Annotated in this window: 22 protein-coding genes and 1 tRNA gene; 11 read left to right on the top strand and 12 right to left on the bottom strand. The window is 52.2% G+C overall.

Features of this window, described 5'->3' with window-relative positions; translation table 11 throughout:
* Positions 1-313: 313 nt before the first annotated feature.
* Together rcsA and Q3V30_RS13070 are read left to right on the top strand one after the other, a co-directional pair.
* Positions 314-949, top strand: coding sequence for a transcriptional regulator RcsA (gene rcsA / locus Q3V30_RS13065; RefSeq protein ID WP_306206306.1), 636 nt, complete (start codon positions 314-316; stop codon positions 947-949).
* Between the two features lie 158 nt (positions 950-1,107).
* Positions 1,108-2,796 carry a methyl-accepting chemotaxis protein gene (locus Q3V30_RS13070; protein ID WP_306206308.1) on the top strand — a complete coding sequence of 563 codons (1,689 nt, stop codon included), beginning with the start codon at positions 1,108-1,110 and terminating at the stop codon, positions 2,794-2,796.
* An 86-nt stretch (positions 2,797-2,882) separates the two neighbouring features.
* Here Q3V30_RS13070 and dsrB read toward each other — a convergent pair whose 3' ends face one another.
* Positions 2,883-3,077 (bottom strand): protein DsrB, encoded by a 195-nt coding sequence (gene dsrB, locus Q3V30_RS13075; RefSeq protein ID WP_306206309.1) that lies wholly within the window; start codon positions 3,075-3,077, stop codon positions 2,883-2,885.
* Between the two features lie 64 nt (positions 3,078-3,141).
* Positions 3,142-3,300 carry a YqaE/Pmp3 family membrane protein gene (locus Q3V30_RS13080; protein WP_038381456.1) on the bottom strand — a complete coding sequence of 53 codons (159 nt, stop codon included), beginning with the start codon at positions 3,298-3,300 and terminating at the stop codon, positions 3,142-3,144.
* Between the two features lie 329 nt (positions 3,301-3,629).
* Here Q3V30_RS13080 and yodD point away from each other — a divergent pair, with 329 nt between their 5' ends.
* The 3 genes from yodD (at position 3,630) to Q3V30_RS13095 (ending at position 6,301) form a co-directional block, all read left to right on the top strand.
* Positions 3,630-3,863 carry a YodD family peroxide/acid resistance protein gene (gene yodD / locus Q3V30_RS13085; RefSeq protein WP_306206312.1) on the top strand — a complete coding sequence of 78 codons (234 nt, stop codon included), beginning with the start codon at positions 3,630-3,632 and terminating at the stop codon, positions 3,861-3,863.
* A gap of 363 nt (positions 3,864-4,226) precedes the next feature.
* Positions 4,227-5,069 (top strand): mannosyl-3-phosphoglycerate phosphatase-related protein, encoded by an 843-nt coding sequence (locus Q3V30_RS13090; protein ID WP_306206314.1) that lies wholly within the window; start codon positions 4,227-4,229, stop codon positions 5,067-5,069.
* Between the two features lie 11 nt (positions 5,070-5,080).
* On the top strand, positions 5,081-6,301 hold the full coding sequence (locus Q3V30_RS13095) for a glycosyltransferase family protein (RefSeq protein WP_306206316.1): 1,221 nt from the start codon (positions 5,081-5,083) through the stop codon (positions 6,299-6,301).
* Here Q3V30_RS13095 and dgcQ read toward each other — a convergent pair.
* The 5 genes from dgcQ to Q3V30_RS13120 all read right to left on the bottom strand — a co-directional run bounded on the left by dgcQ (position 6,298) and on the right by Q3V30_RS13120 (position 9,817).
* Positions 6,298-7,944, bottom strand: coding sequence for a cellulose biosynthesis regulator diguanylate cyclase DgcQ (gene dgcQ / locus Q3V30_RS13100; RefSeq protein ID WP_306213202.1), 1,647 nt, complete (start codon positions 7,942-7,944; stop codon positions 6,298-6,300). The genes Q3V30_RS13095 and dgcQ overlap by 4 nt on opposite strands.
* A 138-nt stretch (positions 7,945-8,082) precedes the next feature.
* A complete protein-coding gene (locus Q3V30_RS13105) occupies positions 8,083-8,262 on the bottom strand; it encodes a YodC family protein (RefSeq protein ID WP_306206318.1) in 180 nt (59 codons plus the stop codon).
* A 188-nt stretch (positions 8,263-8,450) separates the two neighbouring features.
* Positions 8,451-8,582, bottom strand: coding sequence for a hypothetical protein (locus Q3V30_RS13110; protein ID WP_306206320.1), 132 nt, complete (start codon positions 8,580-8,582; stop codon positions 8,451-8,453).
* Between the two features lie 42 nt (positions 8,583-8,624).
* Positions 8,625-9,530 carry a DUF808 domain-containing protein gene (locus Q3V30_RS13115; RefSeq protein WP_306206322.1) on the bottom strand — a complete coding sequence of 302 codons (906 nt, stop codon included), beginning with the start codon at positions 9,528-9,530 and terminating at the stop codon, positions 8,625-8,627.
* A gap of 20 nt (positions 9,531-9,550) precedes the next feature.
* Positions 9,551-9,817, bottom strand: coding sequence for a hypothetical protein (locus Q3V30_RS13120; protein ID WP_306206324.1), 267 nt, complete (start codon positions 9,815-9,817; stop codon positions 9,551-9,553).
* Positions 9,818-9,989: 172 nt separating this feature from the next.
* Here Q3V30_RS13120 and yedA point away from each other — a divergent pair, with 172 nt between their 5' ends.
* Entirely contained in the window at positions 9,990-10,907 is a 918-nt protein-coding gene (gene yedA / locus Q3V30_RS13125; protein ID WP_306206326.1) for a drug/metabolite exporter YedA, read from the top strand.
* 94 nt (positions 10,908-11,001) lie between these two features.
* Here yedA and Q3V30_RS13130 read toward each other — a convergent pair whose 3' ends face one another.
* Entirely contained in the window at positions 11,002-11,499 is a 498-nt protein-coding gene (locus Q3V30_RS13130; RefSeq protein WP_306206328.1) for a very short patch repair endonuclease, read from the bottom strand.
* Positions 11,500-11,616: 117 nt separating this feature from the next.
* The gene (locus Q3V30_RS13135; protein WP_306206330.1) at positions 11,617-13,041 is read right to left on the bottom strand and encodes a DNA cytosine methyltransferase; all 1,425 of its coding nucleotides are present in this window, start codon (positions 13,039-13,041) and stop codon (positions 11,617-11,619) included.
* A gap of 313 nt (positions 13,042-13,354) precedes the next feature.
* On the opposite strand from Q3V30_RS13135, the gene Q3V30_RS13140 reads away from it, so the two are divergent.
* Complete coding sequence (locus Q3V30_RS13140) at positions 13,355-14,947, top strand: methyl-accepting chemotaxis protein (protein ID WP_306206332.1); 1,593 nt, start codon at positions 13,355-13,357, stop codon at positions 14,945-14,947.
* 2 nt (positions 14,948-14,949) lie between these two features.
* Entirely contained in the window at positions 14,950-15,096 is a 147-nt protein-coding gene (locus Q3V30_RS13145) for a hypothetical protein (RefSeq protein ID WP_306206334.1), read from the top strand.
* Positions 15,097-15,192: 96 nt separating this feature from the next.
* On the opposite strand, the gene Q3V30_RS13150 is transcribed toward Q3V30_RS13145, so the two are convergent.
* Both Q3V30_RS13150 and Q3V30_RS13155 read right to left on the bottom strand, forming a co-directional pair.
* On the bottom strand, positions 15,193-15,441 hold the full coding sequence (locus Q3V30_RS13150; RefSeq protein WP_306206336.1) for a hypothetical protein: 249 nt from the start codon (positions 15,439-15,441) through the stop codon (positions 15,193-15,195).
* 82 nt (positions 15,442-15,523) lie between these two features.
* A complete protein-coding gene (locus Q3V30_RS13155) occupies positions 15,524-16,219 on the bottom strand; it encodes a phosphohydrolase (protein ID WP_306206338.1) in 696 nt (231 codons plus the stop codon).
* Between the two features lie 605 nt (positions 16,220-16,824).
* On the opposite strand from Q3V30_RS13155, the gene Q3V30_RS13160 reads away from it, so the two are divergent.
* From Q3V30_RS13160 to Q3V30_RS13170, 3 genes are all read left to right on the top strand, one after another.
* The gene (locus Q3V30_RS13160; protein ID WP_306206340.1) at positions 16,825-17,484 is read left to right on the top strand and encodes a hypothetical protein; all 660 of its coding nucleotides are present in this window, start codon (positions 16,825-16,827) and stop codon (positions 17,482-17,484) included.
* A gap of 187 nt (positions 17,485-17,671) precedes the next feature.
* A complete protein-coding gene (mtfA, locus tag Q3V30_RS13165; RefSeq protein ID WP_306213203.1) occupies positions 17,672-18,463 on the top strand; it encodes a DgsA anti-repressor MtfA in 792 nt (263 codons plus the stop codon).
* Positions 18,464-18,564: 101 nt separating this feature from the next.
* Positions 18,565-18,640 (top strand) — tRNA-Asn (locus Q3V30_RS13170).
* Positions 18,641-18,848: 208 nt separating this feature from the next.
* Here the strand turns inward: Q3V30_RS13170 and cspE are convergent.
* Complete coding sequence (cspE, locus tag Q3V30_RS13175; RefSeq protein ID WP_306206342.1) at positions 18,849-19,061, bottom strand: transcription antiterminator/RNA stability regulator CspE; 213 nt, start codon at positions 19,059-19,061, stop codon at positions 18,849-18,851.
* Positions 19,062-19,293: the final 232 nt, after the last annotated feature.

Here is a 19,293-nt window from a genome sequence, read left to right on the forward strand (position 1 = left end):
GTCCTATCAGACTTTTCTGTGTTTTGCGCGATAGTGGCGTAGCTCACAAAAAATACGCTGTAAGCTATGCTAAGACAATTTACCAGTGAGTTACGCTGACAGACCATTTTTGGCGTTTCTTTACCGGTCATTATATCGACCAAACTCAAATAACCCTTAGGGCATGGATAAGTTTGACCGGGCATCTCCCGTTCTTGCAGATTTAATGCTGGGTAATAATAAGACACTTATAAGACTACTTTACTCTCGTACTACACAAACGCGTAATTCGTCGTTGATTTAAACGGATAACAATTTGGTGAGGGTCGCTACAATGCCAACGATTATTATGGATTCATGCAGCTATACACGGCTTGGGCTTACAGATTATATGACAGTGAAGGGTGTTAAAAAGAAAAACATTACTTCCGTTACCGATATCGATCAATTACAAGCAAAATGCCAACAGTATCAGCCAGGCGTGGTTTTTATTAACGAAGACTGTTTTATTCATGAAGCAGATGCAAGTCAGCGCATAAGAACCATTATTATGCAGCACCCTGATACGCTCTTCTTCATCTTTATGGCCATCTCTAACATCCATTTTGAGGAATATCTCTACGTTCGTAAGAACCTGATTATTACATCAAAATCGATTAAACCGGCCACGCTTGATAACTTGCTCGTTTCTTATTTTCAAAAGAAACTCAATGTTGCTCCGCGGTATTCCGCAGGTTTCGACGTTCACCCATTGACGTTGAGCCAAACAGAATCAAACATGTTAAAGATGTGGATGTCTGGCCACGATACGATTCAGATATCGGATAAAATGCAAATTAAGGCCAAAACCGTTTCCTCTCATAAAGGAAACATTAAACGTAAAATTAAAACACACAACAAACAAGTTATTTATCATGTGGTTCGTCTGACGGACAATGTCACCAGTGGCATTTACGTTAACGTGAGATAAGCTCACTACCATACTAAAGAAGCCGGCCTTGCCGGCTTTTTTAGTTAAAAGCGTTAAGCAGATCTCACTTTCCCATTAAGCCTTTCCTTTTTGTTGCCGATGTTCTGTAGACAGACCGAAGCTCCCCGCTTCTTTTACCCTACAGAGAGCAAAAGGACATGAAATCATCACACCTCAATGCCGATCGGATTAGCTTTTGGCAGCATTTACGCCTGGTGCCCCTCTTCTCCGTTATCCTCGGTGGCATTCTGCTGCTGTTTGCCCTTTGTATTGGCATGGCCAGCTTCTTTTTAATTCAGAGTAACCAGTCGCTGAAGGATGTTACGGAAGAAATTCAGGTCCGTATGGCTATCTCCAACAGCTCAAACCATTTACGTACCGCCCGCCTGAACATCATTCATGCCGGGGCCTCTGCCCGTATTGGTGAGATGGATGCATTTAACGATAACCTGAAGCAGACTGAAAAACGTATTAAGCAGGCTACAGCCAGCTTTAACGACTACCTTAATCGTCGGATAAAAACGCCGGCGGATGTCGCTCTGGACACTGAACTCAAAAGCCGTTTTGATGCTTATGTGACTCAGGGAGTGCTGCCCATGGTGAAGAGCGCCAAAGATGGCAGCTTTGAAGGGGTGATTGCTCAGGAAACGGATTATACCCGTAAGCTTGATGATGCTTATAATGCCGTTCTGCTAAAAGCTATTGCGATACGTACTCAGCGCGCTGATGCCATTAATAAAGAGGCGGCAGCACAAACCCGCCTCGGCTTTATTATGATGGCCTGCGCCTTTGCTGCTGCCCTGCTGCTGACGCTCGCCACCTTTATCTTCCTGCGCCGGGTAGTTATCACGCCTCTGCGCCAGGCAGTAGAGAGAATTGAACATATTTCCCGTGGCGATCTTACCGCGCCGCTGCAAAGCTGGGGCCGCAGTGAGATCGGCACGCTGGGCAGTAATCTGCAAACTATGCAGCAGTCGCTGGTAAAAACGGTGGGAACCGTTCGTGAAGGCGCCGTGGCGATTTACCAGGGTTCCAGCGAAATCTCAGCGGGCAACACCGATCTTTCTTCCCGCACCGAGCAGCAGGCCGCCGCGCTGGAGGAGACCGCTGCCAGTATGGAACAGCTGACCGCAACCGTGAAACAGAACGCCGAAAACGCCCATCATGCCAGCCAGCTCGCTTCCGATGCTTCCGGTAAAGCCCGTCAGGGTGGCGATATCGTCAGTGGCGTAATCAACACCATGAATAATATTTCCACCAGCTCGAAAAAGATTGCGGAGATTACGACCGTGATCAACAGCATTGCTTTCCAGACCAACATCCTGGCACTGAACGCGGCGGTGGAAGCAGCCCGGGCGGGAGAACAGGGTCGTGGCTTTGCGGTGGTCGCCAGCGAAGTGCGCAATCTGGCGCAGCGCAGCGCCGGTGCGGCGAAAGAGATTGAAGGGTTGATCGCCGAATCTGTCAATCTGATAGGCCAGGGTTCATCTCAGGTCAGCCATGCAGGCGATACCATGACCGGTATTGTGGATGCCGTGCGGCGCGTAACGGATATTATGGCTGAAATTGCCGCCGCATCTGACGAGCAGAGCCGCGGTATTCAGCAGGTAAGCCTGGCGGTAACCGAGATGGATAACGTGACTCAGCAGAACGCCTCGTTGGTTGAGGAAGCCTCTGCGGCCGCCTCATCGCTTGAGGAGCAGGCTTCTCGCCTGACGCAGGCCGTTGCGGCCTTCCATTTGAGTGACAGCACGCCACGCCGTGTGGCGGCACCACCTGTTCAGGCTAAAGCGCCAGCATTACGCCCTGCCCTTGCTAACACCAGTGAAAACTGGGAAACCTTCTGATCGGCAAAAAGGGGCGAATTTCGCCCCTTTATTTTTTCTGCTACTCGCGCTGCATCTGCTTACGGATAAGGTAAAACGAGATCAATTCAGGAGGCGGGATGGGGCTCGACAAAAATGCCATCATCATGTCCCTGTTCATTAAAGAACCAGATCCCCATCGGGTAATCCTCTAAAGCAACCAGATACATGGTACCTTCGCTGAACTCCTCCACCGCCAGTACCGTGCCGGGACGGCGTGGTCCCCCATCGGTTTTGACCGTGACCCGTTCATTGACTTTCATGACGCTTCTCCCAGGCTGAATAGTGCGCTAAGTCTACCTTAAAATCCTGTAGAAGGCAGAACGCCTAGCGGCGGGCAATTACCCAGACAGCATGTACGATACCCGGAATATAACCGCAAAGGGTCAGCAAGATATTCAGCCAGAATGCGCCGCCGAAGCCTACCTGCATAAACACGCCTACTGGCGGTAAAATAATAGCAATAATGATGCGTAATAAGTCCATGTCGCCTCCATAGCGTGGAATAGTGCTTTTAATGTAATCAGTTGATAATTATAGCACTAAAGCACAGTGACCTCGCTTTACTCAGTGTAAAACATCGTAATCTTCCGCCTGAGCGTGGATTTTCGTTTTCTTAACGTTTCGCGGCGAGACTTCTGACATCAGGCCCGCTTACACTCTCCTCACTGCACCAACCCCAAAGGCGCAGTTAACCTAAAAAGTAACAAGGATTTTTGCCCGCGCAGCGCGGGCTTTTTTTTGCCCTTCTCCCGCCTGCCAACCTGTTCTCCGCCATCTATACTTAGTTCATTTAGCGAGCTGGGGAATAAGTTATGGCGACGGCAAAAGAGTACAGCGACACCGTTCAGCGTGAGGTCAGCATCGATATCGAAGCCTTACTGGAAGCTATTCACGATCGGTCAGGGGGCGAAGTAAAAACTTTTATAGATGAGAAACAGGCGCCTAAGGTCCGGGTAGATGGGCGTGAATACCACTCCTATAGCGAACTGGCGGATGCTTTTGAACTGGATATCCGGGATTTTACGGTAATGGAAGTGAATCGCTAAAAAAAATCCCGGCGGTTAGGCCGGGAATCAAATTTGATTAATGAAATTCGTTACACAGGAAATTCTCTGACCTGCTAATAGTACCCTAAGTTACTGCCAGGAAAAATCCGAACCTTGTCCCAAAGCTGTACATCGTTTATGAAACTGTACAGGTCGAATTGCCGGAAGCCGCGCCGGCTCTGATATGAGACGGTCATCTTCTTTTGTACGCTCCCCCTGCCTCTTCTGTTCTTTTTAAGACTATTCCTGGTCATCCGGGGCCGGTTCCGTCCTGTTTAAGCATACTGATCCCGTCAGAGTCGCAGGGCTTCGTTATACTCTATGATTATACTGATCTTTCAGGCAGTACGAGGAGAAAGAGTAATGCCTACACTACAAGATCCGCTGATGATAGTGACGGATTTAGACGGTTCTCTGCTCGATCATCATACCTACAGTTGGGAGCCGGCTCAGCCCTGGCTCGACCGTCTGAATGAACAGGGCATTCCGGTTGTGATCTGCTCCAGCAAAACGGCGGCGGAGATCCTGCCGCTGCAGCGCCTGTTAAAGATTACCGGCTCGCCCTATATTGCTGAAAATGGCGCTATCGTGCACTGGGAAGGGTTTAACGGGTCAGTCGATCAGGCCGCTAACAAGGGCTATACGGAGATCTGTCAGACATTGCAAAAGCTGCGCGACGGCATGGGCTTTAAGTTTACCGGCTTTGCGGATGTCTCGGAGAAAGAGGTGGCTGAATGGACCGGGCTGACGCCGCACAATGCCGCTTTAGCCAAAATGCGGGAGGGTTCTGAAAGTCTTATCTGGCGCGATTCCGCGGCCCGGTTCGACGACTTCAGCGAGGCGCTGGCTGCAGAACAGCTGACGTTGGTTCAGGGCGGCCGTTTCTGGAGCGTGATGAATCAGGGGGCTGGAAAAGGAGCCGCGCTGGATCTTCTTCTCCACCATTTTCTCCATCCTTTAGGCGATAAATGGCTGACAATTGGTCTGGGAGATGGTCCCAATGATGGCCCGATGCTGGATAAAGTAGAGTATGCAGTCATTATTAAAGGCTACAGCAAAACGCCCGTTACCCTGCAACGCGAGGAACGGGACGCTGAACAAACGGTGTTTCGCACCACGCATTTTGGCCCTGCAGGCTGGAGTGAAGGGTTGTCGCATTTCATCACCCAGGATCAGGTTGGAGCGTGCCCAGAAGGCACCAGTTAAAGGGGAAGGTAATGAGTGATTTTTTCCAGAACGGCGTGATTACCACTTTTCATAACCTCACGGCTCGTCCGGTAGAGGATCTCGAGAAGGATCTGGTGAGATTCTCCGAGAAACGTAAGATGGCATTAATTCTGCCGTCGCTTTTTTCCGAACTGGAAGGACCCGCTCTCAGCAACATTGTCGATGAGCTGGCAAAAGTGCCCTATCTTGAGGAAATTGTGATTGGCCTCGACAAGGCTGACCGCGACCAGTTCCTCTATGCCCGCGAGTTTTTTTCACGTCTGCCGCAGCGCCACCGGATCTTGTGGAACGATGGCCCCCGTCTGAAAGCGTTGGACGCTGAGCTGGATAAAGAGGGCCTTTCCCCTGCTCAGCCGGGCAAAGGGCGTAACGTCTGGTTCTGCACCGGCTATACGCTCGCGTCGGATAAATCTTCCTGCGTGGCGCTGCATGACTGCGATATCGTGACCTACGAACGCGGCATGCTGGCCCGGCTGCTCTACCCGCTGGCCAATCCCTCATTCCAGTATGAGTTCTGCAAAGGTTTCTATGCACGCGTAGCGGATAACAAGCTCAACGGTCGCGTTGGCCGACTGCTGGTTGGGCCTCTGCTTCGCTCGCTGCAGAAAGTCTACGGTCATTCGGAGTATCTCGATTACCTTACCGGCTTCCGCTATCCGTTATCGGGAGAGTTCGCTATGCGCACGCACGTTCTGAACGGGATAAAAATCCCGGGGGACTGGGGGCTGGAAATTGGTGTGCTTTCAGAGATCTACCGTAATTATACTACGCGGCAGAGCTGCCAGGTGGAAATAGCCCACAACTACGACCACAAGCATCAGCCCCTTTCGGAAGAGGATGGAACTGGCGGACTGCGCAGGATGAGTAATGATATCGTGCAGTCGCTGCTGCGTAAGATGGCGACAATGGGAGTGAACCTGACCAGCGACTCTTTCCGCGTATTGAAGGCCACCTACTACCGTAACGCGCTCGATATGATGGAAGTTTACAGCCATGAGGCAGCGCTGAATGGACTGAAGTTTGACCAGCATGCGGAGGAGGCAGCGGTAGAGATGTTTACCCAGGCCATTCTGGAGGCGGGTGCATCGTTTATTGAGCGACCAAATGAGAAGCCGTTTATTCCCAGCTGGAGTCGTGTTCAGTCCGCTTTCCCTGATATTCTGCACCGTATTCATGAAGCGGTAGAGGAAGATAACAAAGGAAACGTTTAATCTTCTCCGCATACCTGATTACGTCCGGCTGTTTTTGCCTGATAAAGCCTGCTGTCGGCCACCGATTGCAGGCTTTCAAACTGACAGAGCTGCTGCTCCTCGCTGGAAGCCACGCCCAGTGAAGCGGTGATGGTCAGCGTCAGCGTACTCTCAATCAGTACCTCTTTACTGGCCAGCTTTTGCCTGACCCGTCCGGCAACTTCCATCGCCTCTTTCAGTCCCGTTTCAGGCAGCACGAGGCAAAACTCCTCTCCCCCGACCCGACCCGCCACATCTTTAGTGCGAATAACCGACTGGATAGTTGCCACCGCATGACTGAGCACCCGATCGCCAGCCTGATGGCCCCAGGTGTCGTTGACAGATTTAAAGCGGTCCAGATCCATCTGGATCACCGAGAAGGGACGCTGCGCTTGCCTGCATTGCTGAGCAAGCTGTTCAGCCTTTTCAAAAAAAGCTCCGCGGTTCAGTAACCGGGTCAGGCTGTCATAATTGGCGCGCCAGCTTAACCTCTCCTGTAACAGCATCATGCGGTCAAACAGGCGGATAATCAGCCGGTGGGATAAAATCAGCGCTGCACCAAACAGCAGCCACATTACGATCAGCACCATCGCCGCCCGCCCGGACTCCTCAGCGATGCCCTCCTTCAGGGTCTGGATATTTACCAGAACCCAGTGGAAATGGTGACTTCGGGTCCAGGTAACAAAACGCGAGCCAAAGCGTAGCGTGCCCTGCTCCCGGTCAGCCACCGCGGAGATCATTCTCCTGTGCTCATCCGGCGATAATGAGTGGCCAGCGAGCGGCTGTGGGTCACTCTCTACCACCAGCTCCATTTTTCTGTTAAAAATTATCACATTGCCGCTTATTCCCGGCGGCAGAGCCTGCTGCAAACAGGCTTTCAGCCGCGTCAGCGAAAAATCCATGGCCAGCACACCATACCAGTAGCCATTCTGATCGAGAGGAATGCTGGTGGTGATAACTTTTCCCTGATTATTGAGCCCGTCATACACCCCGGTCCAGAGCATCTTTCGCGTAGGATTCGCCTCCGGCGTCATGCGGGTGAAATAGGGGCGCGACACCATGCGGGCGTAGCTCTCAAGCGTACCGACTCCCGTAGGTGATGAACTCAGAAAAAAGCCTGCACGTGAGATGTACCACATGCGTGAGTGGAAATTCCTGCTGGGATCCTGTATCTGCAGCAGCATACTGATACCCAGCGTTGCGGTCAGCTCATTATGGAGCCGTGACGCATCGTCGCGGTTCAGTAAATCATGCTGTTTCACCCATCCATCGGCCACCCCCTCCACTGAAATTGCCTGTGGATGGCCAGGGCTAAGATGCCAGACCCCATGATGACGCTGCTGCTCAAACTGAGCCAGTAGCTGAGTTATCCCGCTGTTCTTTACCGGGTTATAAAGCGCCTGCACCATCAGATTTCGGTAAAAAATCATCTCATCCGTGCTGTGCTGACCTAAGCGTTCGAGGGTGTTCGAGGTCGTTTTGAGCTGGTCCCGCTGCGTGATCTCATAATCTTCTTTTAAGATCACCGCTTCCCGCCACGTCAACAGAGTTAAGAGGAGAAAGGCCAGCAGGAAACAGCCATGTACCACCCTTCTGGGGGTTGCAGACAAGGCGTGCGATAGCATCAAGCAGAGCTCTCCGGAGGAAAATCACTAATTCAGAGAGTGTAGAGAGGAGAAAAAACTCCTGCCATAAACAGGATCAAGAGTTGTGAAAGCAGCTAAAGAGCAGGACAGCTTTTTATTCTGTCCTGCTCCTGCTCATTAACCGGCAAGTTGCGTCTCCCCGGTGAGCAGAGGCGCAAGCTCTTCTTCTCTGAACGCTTCACGCCGGACGCTGTAGCCGTCATACCAGCGGCATTCAACCATGCCACTTGCATAACCCGTCACCACCATCGCCGGCCCCCCGTTTTTAAGCTGAACTTCATCACTGACCATGATCATGACACACCTCACCATTTAGGTTAACGGACCCTCTACAGGGAACTTCAGGTATAGCAGGCCAGGCCGCGCAATTCTGTTAACAGGTGGTAAAAGTTATGTTAAATAATGATAAGTGATTAAAATTCAGGAAAAAAAAAGCGAGTGAAGTTTTTCACTCGCTTTTAATCAGGAAAACTGGCGCTCTGGCGTCAGATTTTACAACCTTCACAATCCGCTTCGTCGCCTAAATCGGCAGGCACTTCATTGGCCTTTTTTTCCGCATTGGCTTCTGCCTGTTCCAGTTGAGCATCAATATCAAATTCAAAAATGTCGTCTTTCATTATCACTCCAGAGTGCATAGCGTTAACAAGCTGCCTTTATACTTATTTACCGCGCATTTTGGCAATCAAATTTACCCCCAACAGCACAATTGCCCCCACGATCAGTCCCAGCACCAGGTTAGCCAGATTGCTCATCAGCGAGGCCATCAGGCCAGAAAAGTCCGCAGTGTAATGGGAAATAAAGTGATGAATAGCGGGTACACCATGCACAATAATGCCGCCGCCCACCAGGAACATCGCAATGGTGCCAACTACGGTCAGGATCTTCATCATCCAGGGCGCCATTGCCAGCAGCGCGCCGCCAATACCTTTCGCCACCGATGAAGATTTTTCCTGTAGCCACATCCCGAGGTCATCAATTTTAACGATACAGGCGACGATGCCGTAAACGCCAACGGTGACCAGAATGGCGATGCCAGCGAGGATCAATACCTGATTCATCAGCGGCGCTTCAGAGACGATCCCTAGCGTAATCGCCACAATTTCTGCAGAAAGAATAAAGTCGGTGCGTATCGCCCCTTTGATCTTTTTCTTCTCAAATTCAGCGGCATTTTGCTGTGCCAGGCTTTTTATGCGCTTCTCTCTGGCCTCAGGGCTTTGCTCCGCTTTGTCTTTATGCAGACTGTGCAGCACTTTCTCGAAGCCCTCATAGCAGAGGTAGGCGCCGCCGACCATCAACAACGGGGTGATCGCCCAGGGCGCCCAGGTGCTAATCACCAGCGCCAGCGGGACCAGGATCAGCTTATTAAGAAATGATCCTTTCGCCACGCCCCAGACTACCGGCAGCTCCCGATTCGCTTTTACGCCGCTCACCTGCTGAGCATTTAACGACAGGTCATCGCCTAATACACCTGCGGTCTTTTTTGCCGCAACTTTGCCCATGACGGAAATATCGTCCAGCAATGTGGCAATGTCATCTAACAGTGTCAGTAAACTCGTTCCCGCCAAAATTCCGTTCCTTATAGTTGTTAATCGTGCTGGCAACAGGGACAAATCTGCACGTCGGTCACGGCCATATCGGCAATGCCGTCGCAATCCCACTCCACGCGAACCGTCTGCCCTTCTGCCTCGTGATGATGCAGATATTTACTTACCGGACTTTCGGTCAGGCCAGCTATCTCTTCAGTGGCAATCAGCGTTTCCCCAACATAAATACGTGCGGTAGCCTGGGTGTTTACCATGCGCTCGCCGCTGATCTTGTAGAGCCGTTTAACTGTGAGTTTGATACTGGCCATGATTTGCCCTGCGCAAAGATGTTAAAGAGTGTGATCTCACCAATTATGAACGAGGAGAGCAAATTGTGTGACCACAATCGTCCTTTTGTGAAAAAAAAAGCGTACTTTCATCTGGTTGAAACTTTTTTTTAGCGTTAACTTAACCCAACTTTTACAGGCTGCGAGAATAAACATGTTACGCCGTGCCCCTGCCCTGCTACCCCTGCTGTCAGCGCTTTTTGCCCTCTATTTTATCTGGGGTTCGACCTACTTCGTTATCAAGCTTGGCGTAGAAAGCTGGCCGCCAATGATGCTGGCCGGCCTGCGTTTTCTGCTTGCCGGCACGGTGCTGATGGTCTTTCTGTTACTGCGCGGCGAGCGGCTTCCCGGCTGGCGACCCGCGCTTAATGCGGCTCTGGTGGGCGTTATGCTGCTGGCCGTAGGCAACGGCGCCGTCACCGTAGCTGAACATCAGAACGTGCCTTCGGGCATTGCCGCTGTGATGGTCGCTACCGTACCGCTTTTTGCTATGTGCTTCAGCAGGCTGTTTGGCATTCAGACGCGCTGGATTGAGTGGCTCGGTATCGCGGTCGGGCTGGTGGGAATTATTATGCTCAACAGCGGCGGGCATCTGGGCGGCAACCCCTGGGGAGCAGTGATGATCCTGGTAGGGTCAATCAGCTGGGCATTTGGCTCGGTGTGGGGTTCAAGGATCACTCTGCCGCACGGCATGATGGCGGGCGCCATTGAGATGCTGACAGCGGGTGTGGTGCTGTTGATCGCCAGCACGCTGAGCGGCGAACACCTCACCTCCCGACCTGGCTTACAGGGTTTGCTGGCGCTGGCTTATCTGAGCCTGTTTGGCTCAGTAATCGCTATCAATGCTTACATGTATCTGATCCGCAACGTGACGCCAGCCATTGCCACCAGCTACGCCTATATTAATCCGGTAGTGGCGGTGTTGCTGGGCATCAGTTTTGGCGGGGAAAGCCTGACTTCCAGAGAGTGGCTGGCGCTGGCGGTGATTATTCTGGCGGTGGTGCTGGTAACGTTAGGGAAATATTTGTTCCCGGCAAAGCCTTCGGTAAAACCCTGCACGTTGGATGAGTAACAGATCTGCAGAGCATATGAGTTGCCTGACGCGCTTATCGCCATGGTAAGCCGGTAAAGGCAGGCTGGAGAGGAGCCGGGCGGAAGCGAGTACCTTAAGGATCCTCTTCAGTTGAGTCCGGCGCGCCAGCTTGCCTGATCCCCTGATAATCAATCTCTGCATTCCCCGTGGAGGCACAAATCCACTCTTCCAGCCGGCTGGTCAGGGCTTCCTCTTCCAGCCGTGTTTTACCCCGCAGCGCGCATTCCCATACCAGCAGAACTTTCCAGCCCGCCGCGGTAAGTTCGGCGATATAGCGCTTATCACGGGCGACATTACTCTCAATTTTCCCCAGCCAGAAGGCGGTGCGGGTGGCCGGTACTTTAAACAGGTGGCAATGGTGCTTATGCCAGAAACAACCGTGGACGAAAATAATCGCCTTATACTGTTCCAGAATAAAGTCAGGTCGGCCAGGCAGCGTTTTATCCTGCACGCGATAGCCAAGCCCCAGCTCCGTCAGCAGTTCAGCCAGCCGGGTTTCAATAGCAGTATCACGCGTGCGGATAGCGCGCATGTTTTTACTGCGGATTTCAGAAGAGTGGACGTCAGCCATCGTTATCATCCTTTATGCTTTGGCTAAGTATAGACAACGCTGCTGTGGGCTGGCTCTGTTTTCGTCAATAAGAGCGCTCTGCGGGCGGGTTCTTCTCCCTGAGAACTCGCCCGGCTATCAGGCGTCCGGTTCGCTGCGCGCTTTAACCGCTTGTGCAATCCACGGCTGAAGAAGTTTAGCCACTGCAGCAAAAGCGGGTACCACCACCGAGTTGCCAAACTGTCTGTAAGACTGGGTGTCCGAGACGGGAATGCGGAAGCTATACTCGCCGGGGGCTTCGAACCCCATCAGTCTGGCGCACTCTCTTGGCGTCAGGCGGCGTGGCCGTCGCTGCTGATTTTCCGCATGATCAAAATCAGCCTCGCCCAGCTGGCGATCCCATCCACGGTCGATCAGGATCTCCGATCCATCTTTGTAATAGCGCGCCGAAAGGGTGCGCACTACCCCCTTTTCCACCTCGGGATCGACCAGCCCGTAACCAAAACCATTGCCTTTCGCCTGGTGCTTCTTGGCATAGTTATAGAGGTACTTCCAGAGCGTGGGGGTAAGAATATATTTGGCGTCAACCTGCGGTTCCAGCAGCGCTTTCAGAGGGATACGCTGCGGCGGGTAGAGGCTTGCCAGAGATTTAAGGCTGAAAGCTGGCAGCTGCAGATCCCGGCGAAAACCGACCAGAACAATCCGCTCTCTGTGCTGCGGCAGGAAATATTTACCATCAATAATCTTTGGATCCGTCGCACCGCTGGCGTCAGCATCCGCCACGTCATACCCCAGTTCATCCAGCGTATCCATGATGATGCGGAACGTTTTCCCCTTGTCATGGCTTTTAAGGTTTTTGACGTTTTCCAGCACAAAGATCGCCGGTTTTTTGGCGGTGATAATGCGCGCGACGTCAAAAAACAGCGTCCCCTGCGCTTCGCACTCAAAGCCGTGCGCCCGGCCCAGCGCATTCTTTTTCGACACGCCCGCCAGCGAGAAGGGCTGACAGGGGAAGCCTGCCAGCAGCACATCATGATCCGGGACCTGGCGATCGATATGCTGATAGGCCTGCTCTTCACTAACTGCCGGATTACCGCTCAGCGTGACATCTCGGATATCCTGATTGAAAGTATGCCTGTCGGGGTCGCAGTACCAGTTGGCTTTATAGGTTCGTACCGAATACTTATTCCATTCGCTGGTGAAAACGCACTCTCCGCCTGTCGCCTCAAAACCGCTACGAATGCCGCCAATACCGGCAAACAGATCGATAAAACGAAAAGCATAATGGGGATGATGAGCGGGCGGCTCTGGCAGCATCTTACGCAATGCCTGCTGTTCCGCTTCGGTCAGGGGCGTTGCGCGACCAACGCCTTTCAGCCAGCGGTTAAGGGCTTCCCGCGTCCAGGAGGAGTCACCCACCTCCTGTAGCCTGGCCAGGACGCTTTTATGGTCATAGACTTCCAGTATCTTGTTCAGCAGTTGGCGCTCATCGCCGTGCTTCTGCGCTGCCTGCTCGCCCGCCCGGACCGCCGTCGACAAAGCCATGCTCTCTAACTCGCTCATAATCACCCGACATCAAAAAGGAAACGCGGGCAGTTTATCACTTCGCGCTCACCATGCCAGGCCGGATCCAGCGGTAAAGCATGTAATAACCCGGTTTTCATCCACCTTCTGCTCTCTTAATAACTTAAAGCCCGGCCCCTTCCCGAATGCACCAGCCGCTGTGTGACCTCCTCAGTAAGAGGGGAAAATTACCTGTTTTGCCTCGCTATTTGTCTTAATAACGGATCTAAAACCATTTACTGCTTTGCGGACGGTTTTGTAACACCACTGAAATAATCCAGGCGAATACTCTCCTTTTTTTTAAGGGTCGTTTATGTCGCTGCTCACTATTTTGCCTCTGCGTTGGTTTCATCGTCGTCCCCGCTTTTTTGCCTTGCCAGCGTGGCTGCACAGCCTGCGTGGCGCCTTTTCACTCTTCCTGGTGCTGTTCTGTTTACTGCAATGCGCCAGCGCGCTGCTGTTAACCCGTCTGGTTGATAAGACGCAGCAGAATGTGACCCTCTCCCATCAGCTTGCGGAACGGCAGTCGCTGTTAGATAAAGCCCGGATGGAGCTGCTCACTGCCAGCGATAACAGCCAGGGAGGCGGTATTTATCTGATGCAGGATATCCAGACAGGCTCCGTAGATAGCTGGAAAAGTCTGGCGGAGAGCGCCCAGGCGTCGCTTAACAACGCGCAAAAACTTTTCGCCCGCTATCAGGCAGAAGCCAACAGTCCACTCGCACAAAATTTCGCTATGCTGGCAGAGGGGCTGAAAGAGCAGCTGAAGGGATTAAACGCACGGGATATTGACGCTTTCTTTATGGTGCCCATGCAGGCTTTTCAGCAGCAGTTTAATGACGCTTATTACCAGACGCTTAATCAGGCCAACGCCAATTCTGCTCAGGCAAATCAGTCCACGCTGGGTTCACTGACCACCAGCCGCAACGTATCGCTCGGCATCTCTGCGCTGCTGCTTTTACTGCTGCTGGCCGGAGGATGGATGCTGCTGCGGGGCGTGATCCTGCCGCTGAGCAGCGTCTCCCGCCAGCTGTCGCGCATTGCTACTGGCGATCTCACACAGCAACCTTCCGCCGGAAACTGGCATGCCAGTGAAATCCGCCAGCTAAACGGTAGCATTAGCGGCATGCAGCATGGGCTTCAGCATATGGTTGGCGAAATCAATGCTATTTCCCATGCGGTGATGCAGAGCGCCGATCGGATGGCTGAGCAGAACCAGGAGTACAGCGCCTATAATCAGCAGCAGACCGACACCTTCGCCCACCTCAGCCAGCGGCTGACCCGGGTAGCGGAGGAGGTGGAACACAGCGTGGAGTTTGCCAGCCATGCCACGCACCAGGTACAGGCAGCAGACAGGCTGACCCAGCGCTGTGGCGTGATGGTGGCGGATGTGGAAGCGCAAATGCGCGATATTGTCGGGGCGTCGGGTGAAATCGCCGGCATCGTCACGCTGCTGGAGAGCCTCTCTTTGCAAACCAAACTGCTGGCGCTTAACGCCGCCATTGAGTCCGCGCATGCTGGCGTCTATGGCCGCAGTTTCTCTATCGTCGCCAGGGAGATCGGCCTGCTCTCTGAAAAAAGTGGCGCCTCTACCCGCAATATCGACACCCTTATCACCACTACGCATCAGCATATTGATCATGGCTTCAGTAAGGTACAGGCGCTGGATACCCTTTATGCGGAGATCGCCAGCGCGGTTACGGGTGTGGTGACTGTCCTGCATGAGTTACAGCAAAATGCGAGCACACAGAGCAAAAGGGTGAATACCATTGCCGGAGAAATTGCTCGCATGCATGAACAGGTCAGAAACAGTGAAGCATTAACGCAGCGCGGCGCCAGCGCTTCGGAGAATCTGGTCTCTCATGCACAGCGGTTGTCCCAGAGCGTAAGCCAGTTTGTACTGTAGCTATGTTGGCTGCGGTTGCGGTTGCGGTTGCGGTTGCGGTTGCGGTTGCGGTTGCGGTTGCGGTTGCGGTTGCGGTTGCGGTTGCGGTTGCGGTTGCGGTTGCGGTTGCGGTTGCGGTTGTAGAGAGTGTTGCGGTCGCAACAGTGTGAAACCAGATACGAAGTAGCGGTTTAAGCTGAATTTGCACAGTTGATTTTTTTGGGTGGTCAGCCCCTCACCCTGGATGAAGGGCTGACCACGGCCGTTTATTTCTTCTTTTTAGACTTTTTCAACAAAGCCCGGATCTGTTTCAGCTCGCTGGCATTCAACTGCCCTTCCACTTCCTCCTCCGTACTCTGATTATCCAAAGCAGAGGGCTGAGGCGCGGTCAGACTCTCCTGCAAACGCTGGCAAACTTCCTGGCTTAAAGAAATTTGATTTTCAAGGGCCAGCGATTTCAGCGTTTCCTTTAAGGTGGGATCGATCTTGATCGTAAGGCTTACGTTGTCGGTCATACCTGATTCTCCTGAGAAATGTCCCTGACAAGCTAGCCTGTTTAGTACGATTTAACTATCCATTCATAAAAATTTAATATTTCTATGAAACGGGGCTGAACTCTCGCAGCACCTCTTCATCAAGCGCGCAGAAATCCCCTTTTAATTCAGCGCAGAGCTTGGCCATATAGGTCACCAGGAAGCGGGCATTATGTTCCGCCAGACGCTTGCCCTCCGCGGTTTGCATGGTGGCAGGCAGCGTAAGCAGTTTTTTCTGAAAATGGTCCAGCGCCCATTCGGTGTCATTAAGCTGACGTTCGCGCGCCAGCGGATCGGCACTGTCAAACAGCGACCGGCCCAGCGCACCGGAAACATAAAACACGCGCGCCAGCCCAATGGCGCCCAGCGATTCAAGCCGATCGGCATCCTGCACGATTTTTGCTTCAGGCGTTTCCGCCGTCACACCTGCACTAAAACTGTGGGCATGGACGGCATGAGCGACGGCTGCCCGCTTTTCGCCAGGGAAATCGGGGAAGACCTCCTGCAGGATGCGCTGCGTCTCCACAGCCGCTTTTGCGGAAGCGAGATGACGTTCCGGATGGTTTTTTGGCAGATTAACAATATCGTGGAAATAGCAGCCAGTCAGCACAACCAGCTCATCAGCCTCACTTCCTTTCATTATCCTTTGAGCTGTCTGCCAGACGCGCCGCAAATGGGCAACATCATGCGCTTTATCATCCTGCGGCCAGGTTTCATGCAGCCAGCTTTCAAAACGCATTTGCCAGTTAATAAGCGACATAGACTTCTCCTTATTGTTTGGACTTATCGGGATGTCAGTGGGTTCGGGAGGGTCCACTGGGGTGCAATCCGGGTAGACCCTTTGGTCAAAATGCGATCCCCATCATGTTTATAACTTTAATTTTAACGAAATCACAACATTTTTCCCTTTTTCAGCCTTTTGCTATAGAAAAATTTGTGATTAATTTTCAGCCAAATGGTTAAACAGACATAATGAACGCTGTGAAATTAACTTTCAGCTTTTTTGGCCGGAGTAAGATAGAATTACCGATACCCGGTAATCGCTTACTTTGGCGCTTTTTAGCCTGCTTAACAGAGCTGGCTTCAGCCCTGCCAGCGTAAGAGATTGTAAAGGCAACATATGTCAAATTTGTTAACCCGCTACGATTCAGGGTATATTTATCGGGCAGGACCGGAAAGGTCCCCCCACTATTCTGGCCGTAAAAACGGGCCTTGTCGGGCAGCAAGATCTACAAGCACAGCTTATGATTAACTAAAATTTTGACGCACAACTTTTTTTTCAGATTAATGTTCAGATTAATCTGTATTGTCTTTTTAGTGTTGCTGTGATTAGCAGTTCCACATGTAAGTAACAGAGGTCAAACCATGAAAGAACGCCCGATTTTGTTTAGCGATCAACGGGTGCGAGCGCTGCTCTCAGGCCAACAGAGCCAAACTCGGCGCATTATGAAGTCACAACTCTTTGGTCCCGGACAGGACAACCATGAGGGGTGCTATGGTATTGATGTGTTGAATAATCACCTGCAGGGTAACCGCGTGGTGGGGATGGAAAACTTAAGTTACCATTGCCCTTACGGTCAGCCTGGCGACAAACTGTGGGTGAGAGAGACCTGGCGCGGTCCCGTTATCGCTCAGGATCAGATGGCTGAGTACCAGCGCTCACCCGCACAATTTAAAACGGCTCAGTTCTGCCAGTATCGTGCTGATACCAGCCAGTTTTCTACCGTAGAGGATGAAAACGAGCAGTTTGGCTGGCAGGCCGGTATCCATATGCCGCGTTGGGCAAGCCGCATCGATCTGCTGGTGAAGGGGATCAGGGTGGAGAAAATTCAGGATATCAGCGACGACGATGTGATTGCAGAAGGCGTGCAGACTGACTCCCACTTTCTGAATAACTTCTTTACCATGCACAGTGAAGCCGTCTCCTCCAAGGATGCTTACCGTAAGCAGTGGGCGCTTCAGTATGGCGGCACCAGCTGGGAAGTGAATCCCTGGGTCTGGGTCATCGAATTTGAACGCATCTGAAGTTTGCCGGGCACTTTATGTGCCCGGTCACAGACAGAGGCAGCATTAACTGATTGAATACGCGTCTTAAAGCTGGCGCGCCTACCCCTTCATCTCTTCCGCTTGCGCACTGTTGCCAAAAGCAGCAGTTGCGCAATGCTGCGCGCTACGGCATGGTAAAGTTCTCTTCAGCGAACAGGGTTGCATGATGATCAAATGGCCATGGAAAACCGAAGAAGATGCCCGGGAAAGCTTTCCGTGGCAGCAGGCAATGACCATTCCTCTGCTTGGCGCGCTTTCAGAAGCGGAGCAGCACTCCCTGATCCACCTTGCAACCCGTTTTCTGCAGCAGAAACGGCTGGTCCCGCTACAGGATTTTGAGCTGGATGAGCTGAAGCGCTGTCGGCTGGCGTTGATTTTCTGCCTGCCGGTCCTGAATCTTGGCTATGAGTGGCTTGATGGTTTTCATGAAGTGCTGATCTACCCAGGTCCCTTTATGGTAGACGATGAGTGGCAGGATGAGTTTGGTCTGGTACACCATGAACGGATGGTGCATTCCGGACAGAGCTGGCTGCAGGGCCCTGTGGTACTGAACTGGCTGGACGTCCAGGACTCCTTTGATCTCTCGGGCTATAACCTGATCGTGCATGAAGTGGCGCACAAACTCGACAGCCGGGGCAGCGGCCACGCTAACGGCATTCCTGCTGTTCCGTTGCGGGATGTGGCGGGCTGGGAACAGGATCTGCTGATGGCGATGCAGGATATCCAGGATGAGATAGATACCGTGGGTGAGAATGCCGCGAGCATTGATGCCTATGCCGCCAGCGATGCCGCCGAATGTTTTGCGGTACTTTCAGAATATTTTTTCACGGCCCCGCAGCTCCTTCTGGAACGCTTCCCTGCCCTGTACGCCCGGTTTGTGCAGTTTTATCGTCAGGATCCTGCCCGGCGGGAGGCCAGTGCGCAAAACCGGCTCTCAGGCGGCGGGATCGTTCACTAAAACAACGGGTTGATTCAAACGTAGCCAGTTGAAAGCTAGCGTGTTTTTTGCTGTTGACAGCACCCGGCAGCATCGCTATTATGCGCCCCATCGAAACCGATTCCTCTGTAGTTCAGTCGGTAGAACGGCGGACTGTTAATCCGTATGTCACTGGTTCGAGTCCAGTCAGAGGAGCCATATTAAAGAAGCCCGCTTAAGGAAACTTAAGCGGGCTTTTTGCTTTTATCATATTGCGTGCTTCGGTAAAGAGTCCCGGCCTGGCTCAGGGACTTATCATGCCGGAAACGTAAAAAACCCGCTCAAGGCGGGTTTTTTATCACGTTCACTTATCTGCTCAGGCTGATGCCATCATCGCTATCGTAAGTGTTCATGTCATTATCAGCTATTACTGCGTGATAACGTTAGCAGCTGCCGGACCTTTGGCACCATTCTCAATTGAGAACTCAACCTTCTGCCCTTCGTCCAGCGTTTTGTAATCGTTGCTCTGGATAGCAGAAAAATGTACGAATACATCCTTGCTACCATCTGCTGGCGTAATAAAGCCGAAGCCTTTTTCAGGGTTAAACCATTTTACTAAACCAGTCATTTTATCAGACATAGATATTTCCTTAAATTTTCTTGAGCCACACGTGGTGGCAAACATGGCCTGCTTGCAGATGGGGACTTATTGGGCACTTAGGAGGAGGCTCATGCAGAAGAGTATCTAAGGATAACGCTTGAAATGAGGACTGCTTTACTAAAACTGCTTTCATAAGGTCTGTATGCCAAACCGATGAGGCATGGTGAACTCTTATGGAACAATAATCAAGGTTAGTTTTGTCAATGATTTG

The organism is Erwinia pyri (genome assembly GCF_030758455.1).
Classification (GTDB): domain Bacteria; phylum Pseudomonadota; class Gammaproteobacteria; order Enterobacterales; family Enterobacteriaceae; genus Erwinia; species Erwinia pyri.

Bases quoted from the DNA above. Each gene is read 5' to 3' on its own strand.
- rcsA (WP_306206306.1), top strand. From the start codon at position 314: ATGCCAACGATTATTATGGATTCATGCAGCTATACACGGCTTGGGCTT.
- Q3V30_RS13070 (WP_306206308.1), top strand. From the start codon at position 1,108: ATGAAATCATCACACCTCAATGCCGATCGGATTAGCTTTTGGCAGCAT.
- dsrB (WP_306206309.1), bottom strand. From the start codon at position 3,077: ATGAAAGTCAATGAACGGGTCACGGTCAAAACCGATGGGGGACCACGC.
- Q3V30_RS13080 (WP_038381456.1), bottom strand. From the start codon at position 3,300: ATGGACTTATTACGCATCATTATTGCTATTATTTTACCGCCAGTAGGC.
- yodD (WP_306206312.1), top strand. From the start codon at position 3,630: ATGGCGACGGCAAAAGAGTACAGCGACACCGTTCAGCGTGAGGTCAGC.
- Q3V30_RS13090 (WP_306206314.1), top strand. From the start codon at position 4,227: ATGCCTACACTACAAGATCCGCTGATGATAGTGACGGATTTAGACGGT.
- Q3V30_RS13095 (WP_306206316.1), top strand. From the start codon at position 5,081: ATGAGTGATTTTTTCCAGAACGGCGTGATTACCACTTTTCATAACCTC.
- dgcQ (WP_306213202.1), bottom strand. From the start codon at position 7,944: ATGCTATCGCACGCCTTGTCTGCAACCCCCAGAAGGGTGGTACATGGC.
- Q3V30_RS13105 (WP_306206318.1), bottom strand. From the start codon at position 8,262: ATGATCATGGTCAGTGATGAAGTTCAGCTTAAAAACGGGGGGCCGGCG.
- Q3V30_RS13110 (WP_306206320.1), bottom strand. From the start codon at position 8,582: ATGAAAGACGACATTTTTGAATTTGATATTGATGCTCAACTGGAACAG.
- Q3V30_RS13120 (WP_306206324.1), bottom strand. From the start codon at position 9,817: ATGGCCAGTATCAAACTCACAGTTAAACGGCTCTACAAGATCAGCGGC.
- yedA (WP_306206326.1), top strand. From the start codon at position 9,990: ATGTTACGCCGTGCCCCTGCCCTGCTACCCCTGCTGTCAGCGCTTTTT.
- Q3V30_RS13130 (WP_306206328.1), bottom strand. From the start codon at position 11,499: ATGGCTGACGTCCACTCTTCTGAAATCCGCAGTAAAAACATGCGCGCT.
- Q3V30_RS13135 (WP_306206330.1), bottom strand. From the start codon at position 13,041: ATGAGCGAGTTAGAGAGCATGGCTTTGTCGACGGCGGTCCGGGCGGGC.
- Q3V30_RS13140 (WP_306206332.1), top strand. From the start codon at position 13,355: ATGTCGCTGCTCACTATTTTGCCTCTGCGTTGGTTTCATCGTCGTCCC.
- Q3V30_RS13145 (WP_306206334.1), top strand. From the start codon at position 14,950: ATGTTGGCTGCGGTTGCGGTTGCGGTTGCGGTTGCGGTTGCGGTTGCG.
- Q3V30_RS13150 (WP_306206336.1), bottom strand. From the start codon at position 15,441: ATGACCGACAACGTAAGCCTTACGATCAAGATCGATCCCACCTTAAAG.
- Q3V30_RS13155 (WP_306206338.1), bottom strand. From the start codon at position 16,219: ATGTCGCTTATTAACTGGCAAATGCGTTTTGAAAGCTGGCTGCATGAA.
- Q3V30_RS13160 (WP_306206340.1), top strand. From the start codon at position 16,825: ATGAAAGAACGCCCGATTTTGTTTAGCGATCAACGGGTGCGAGCGCTG.
- mtfA (WP_306213203.1), top strand. From the start codon at position 17,672: ATGATCAAATGGCCATGGAAAACCGAAGAAGATGCCCGGGAAAGCTTT.
- cspE (WP_306206342.1), bottom strand. From the start codon at position 19,061: ATGTCTGATAAAATGACTGGTTTAGTAAAATGGTTTAACCCTGAAAAA.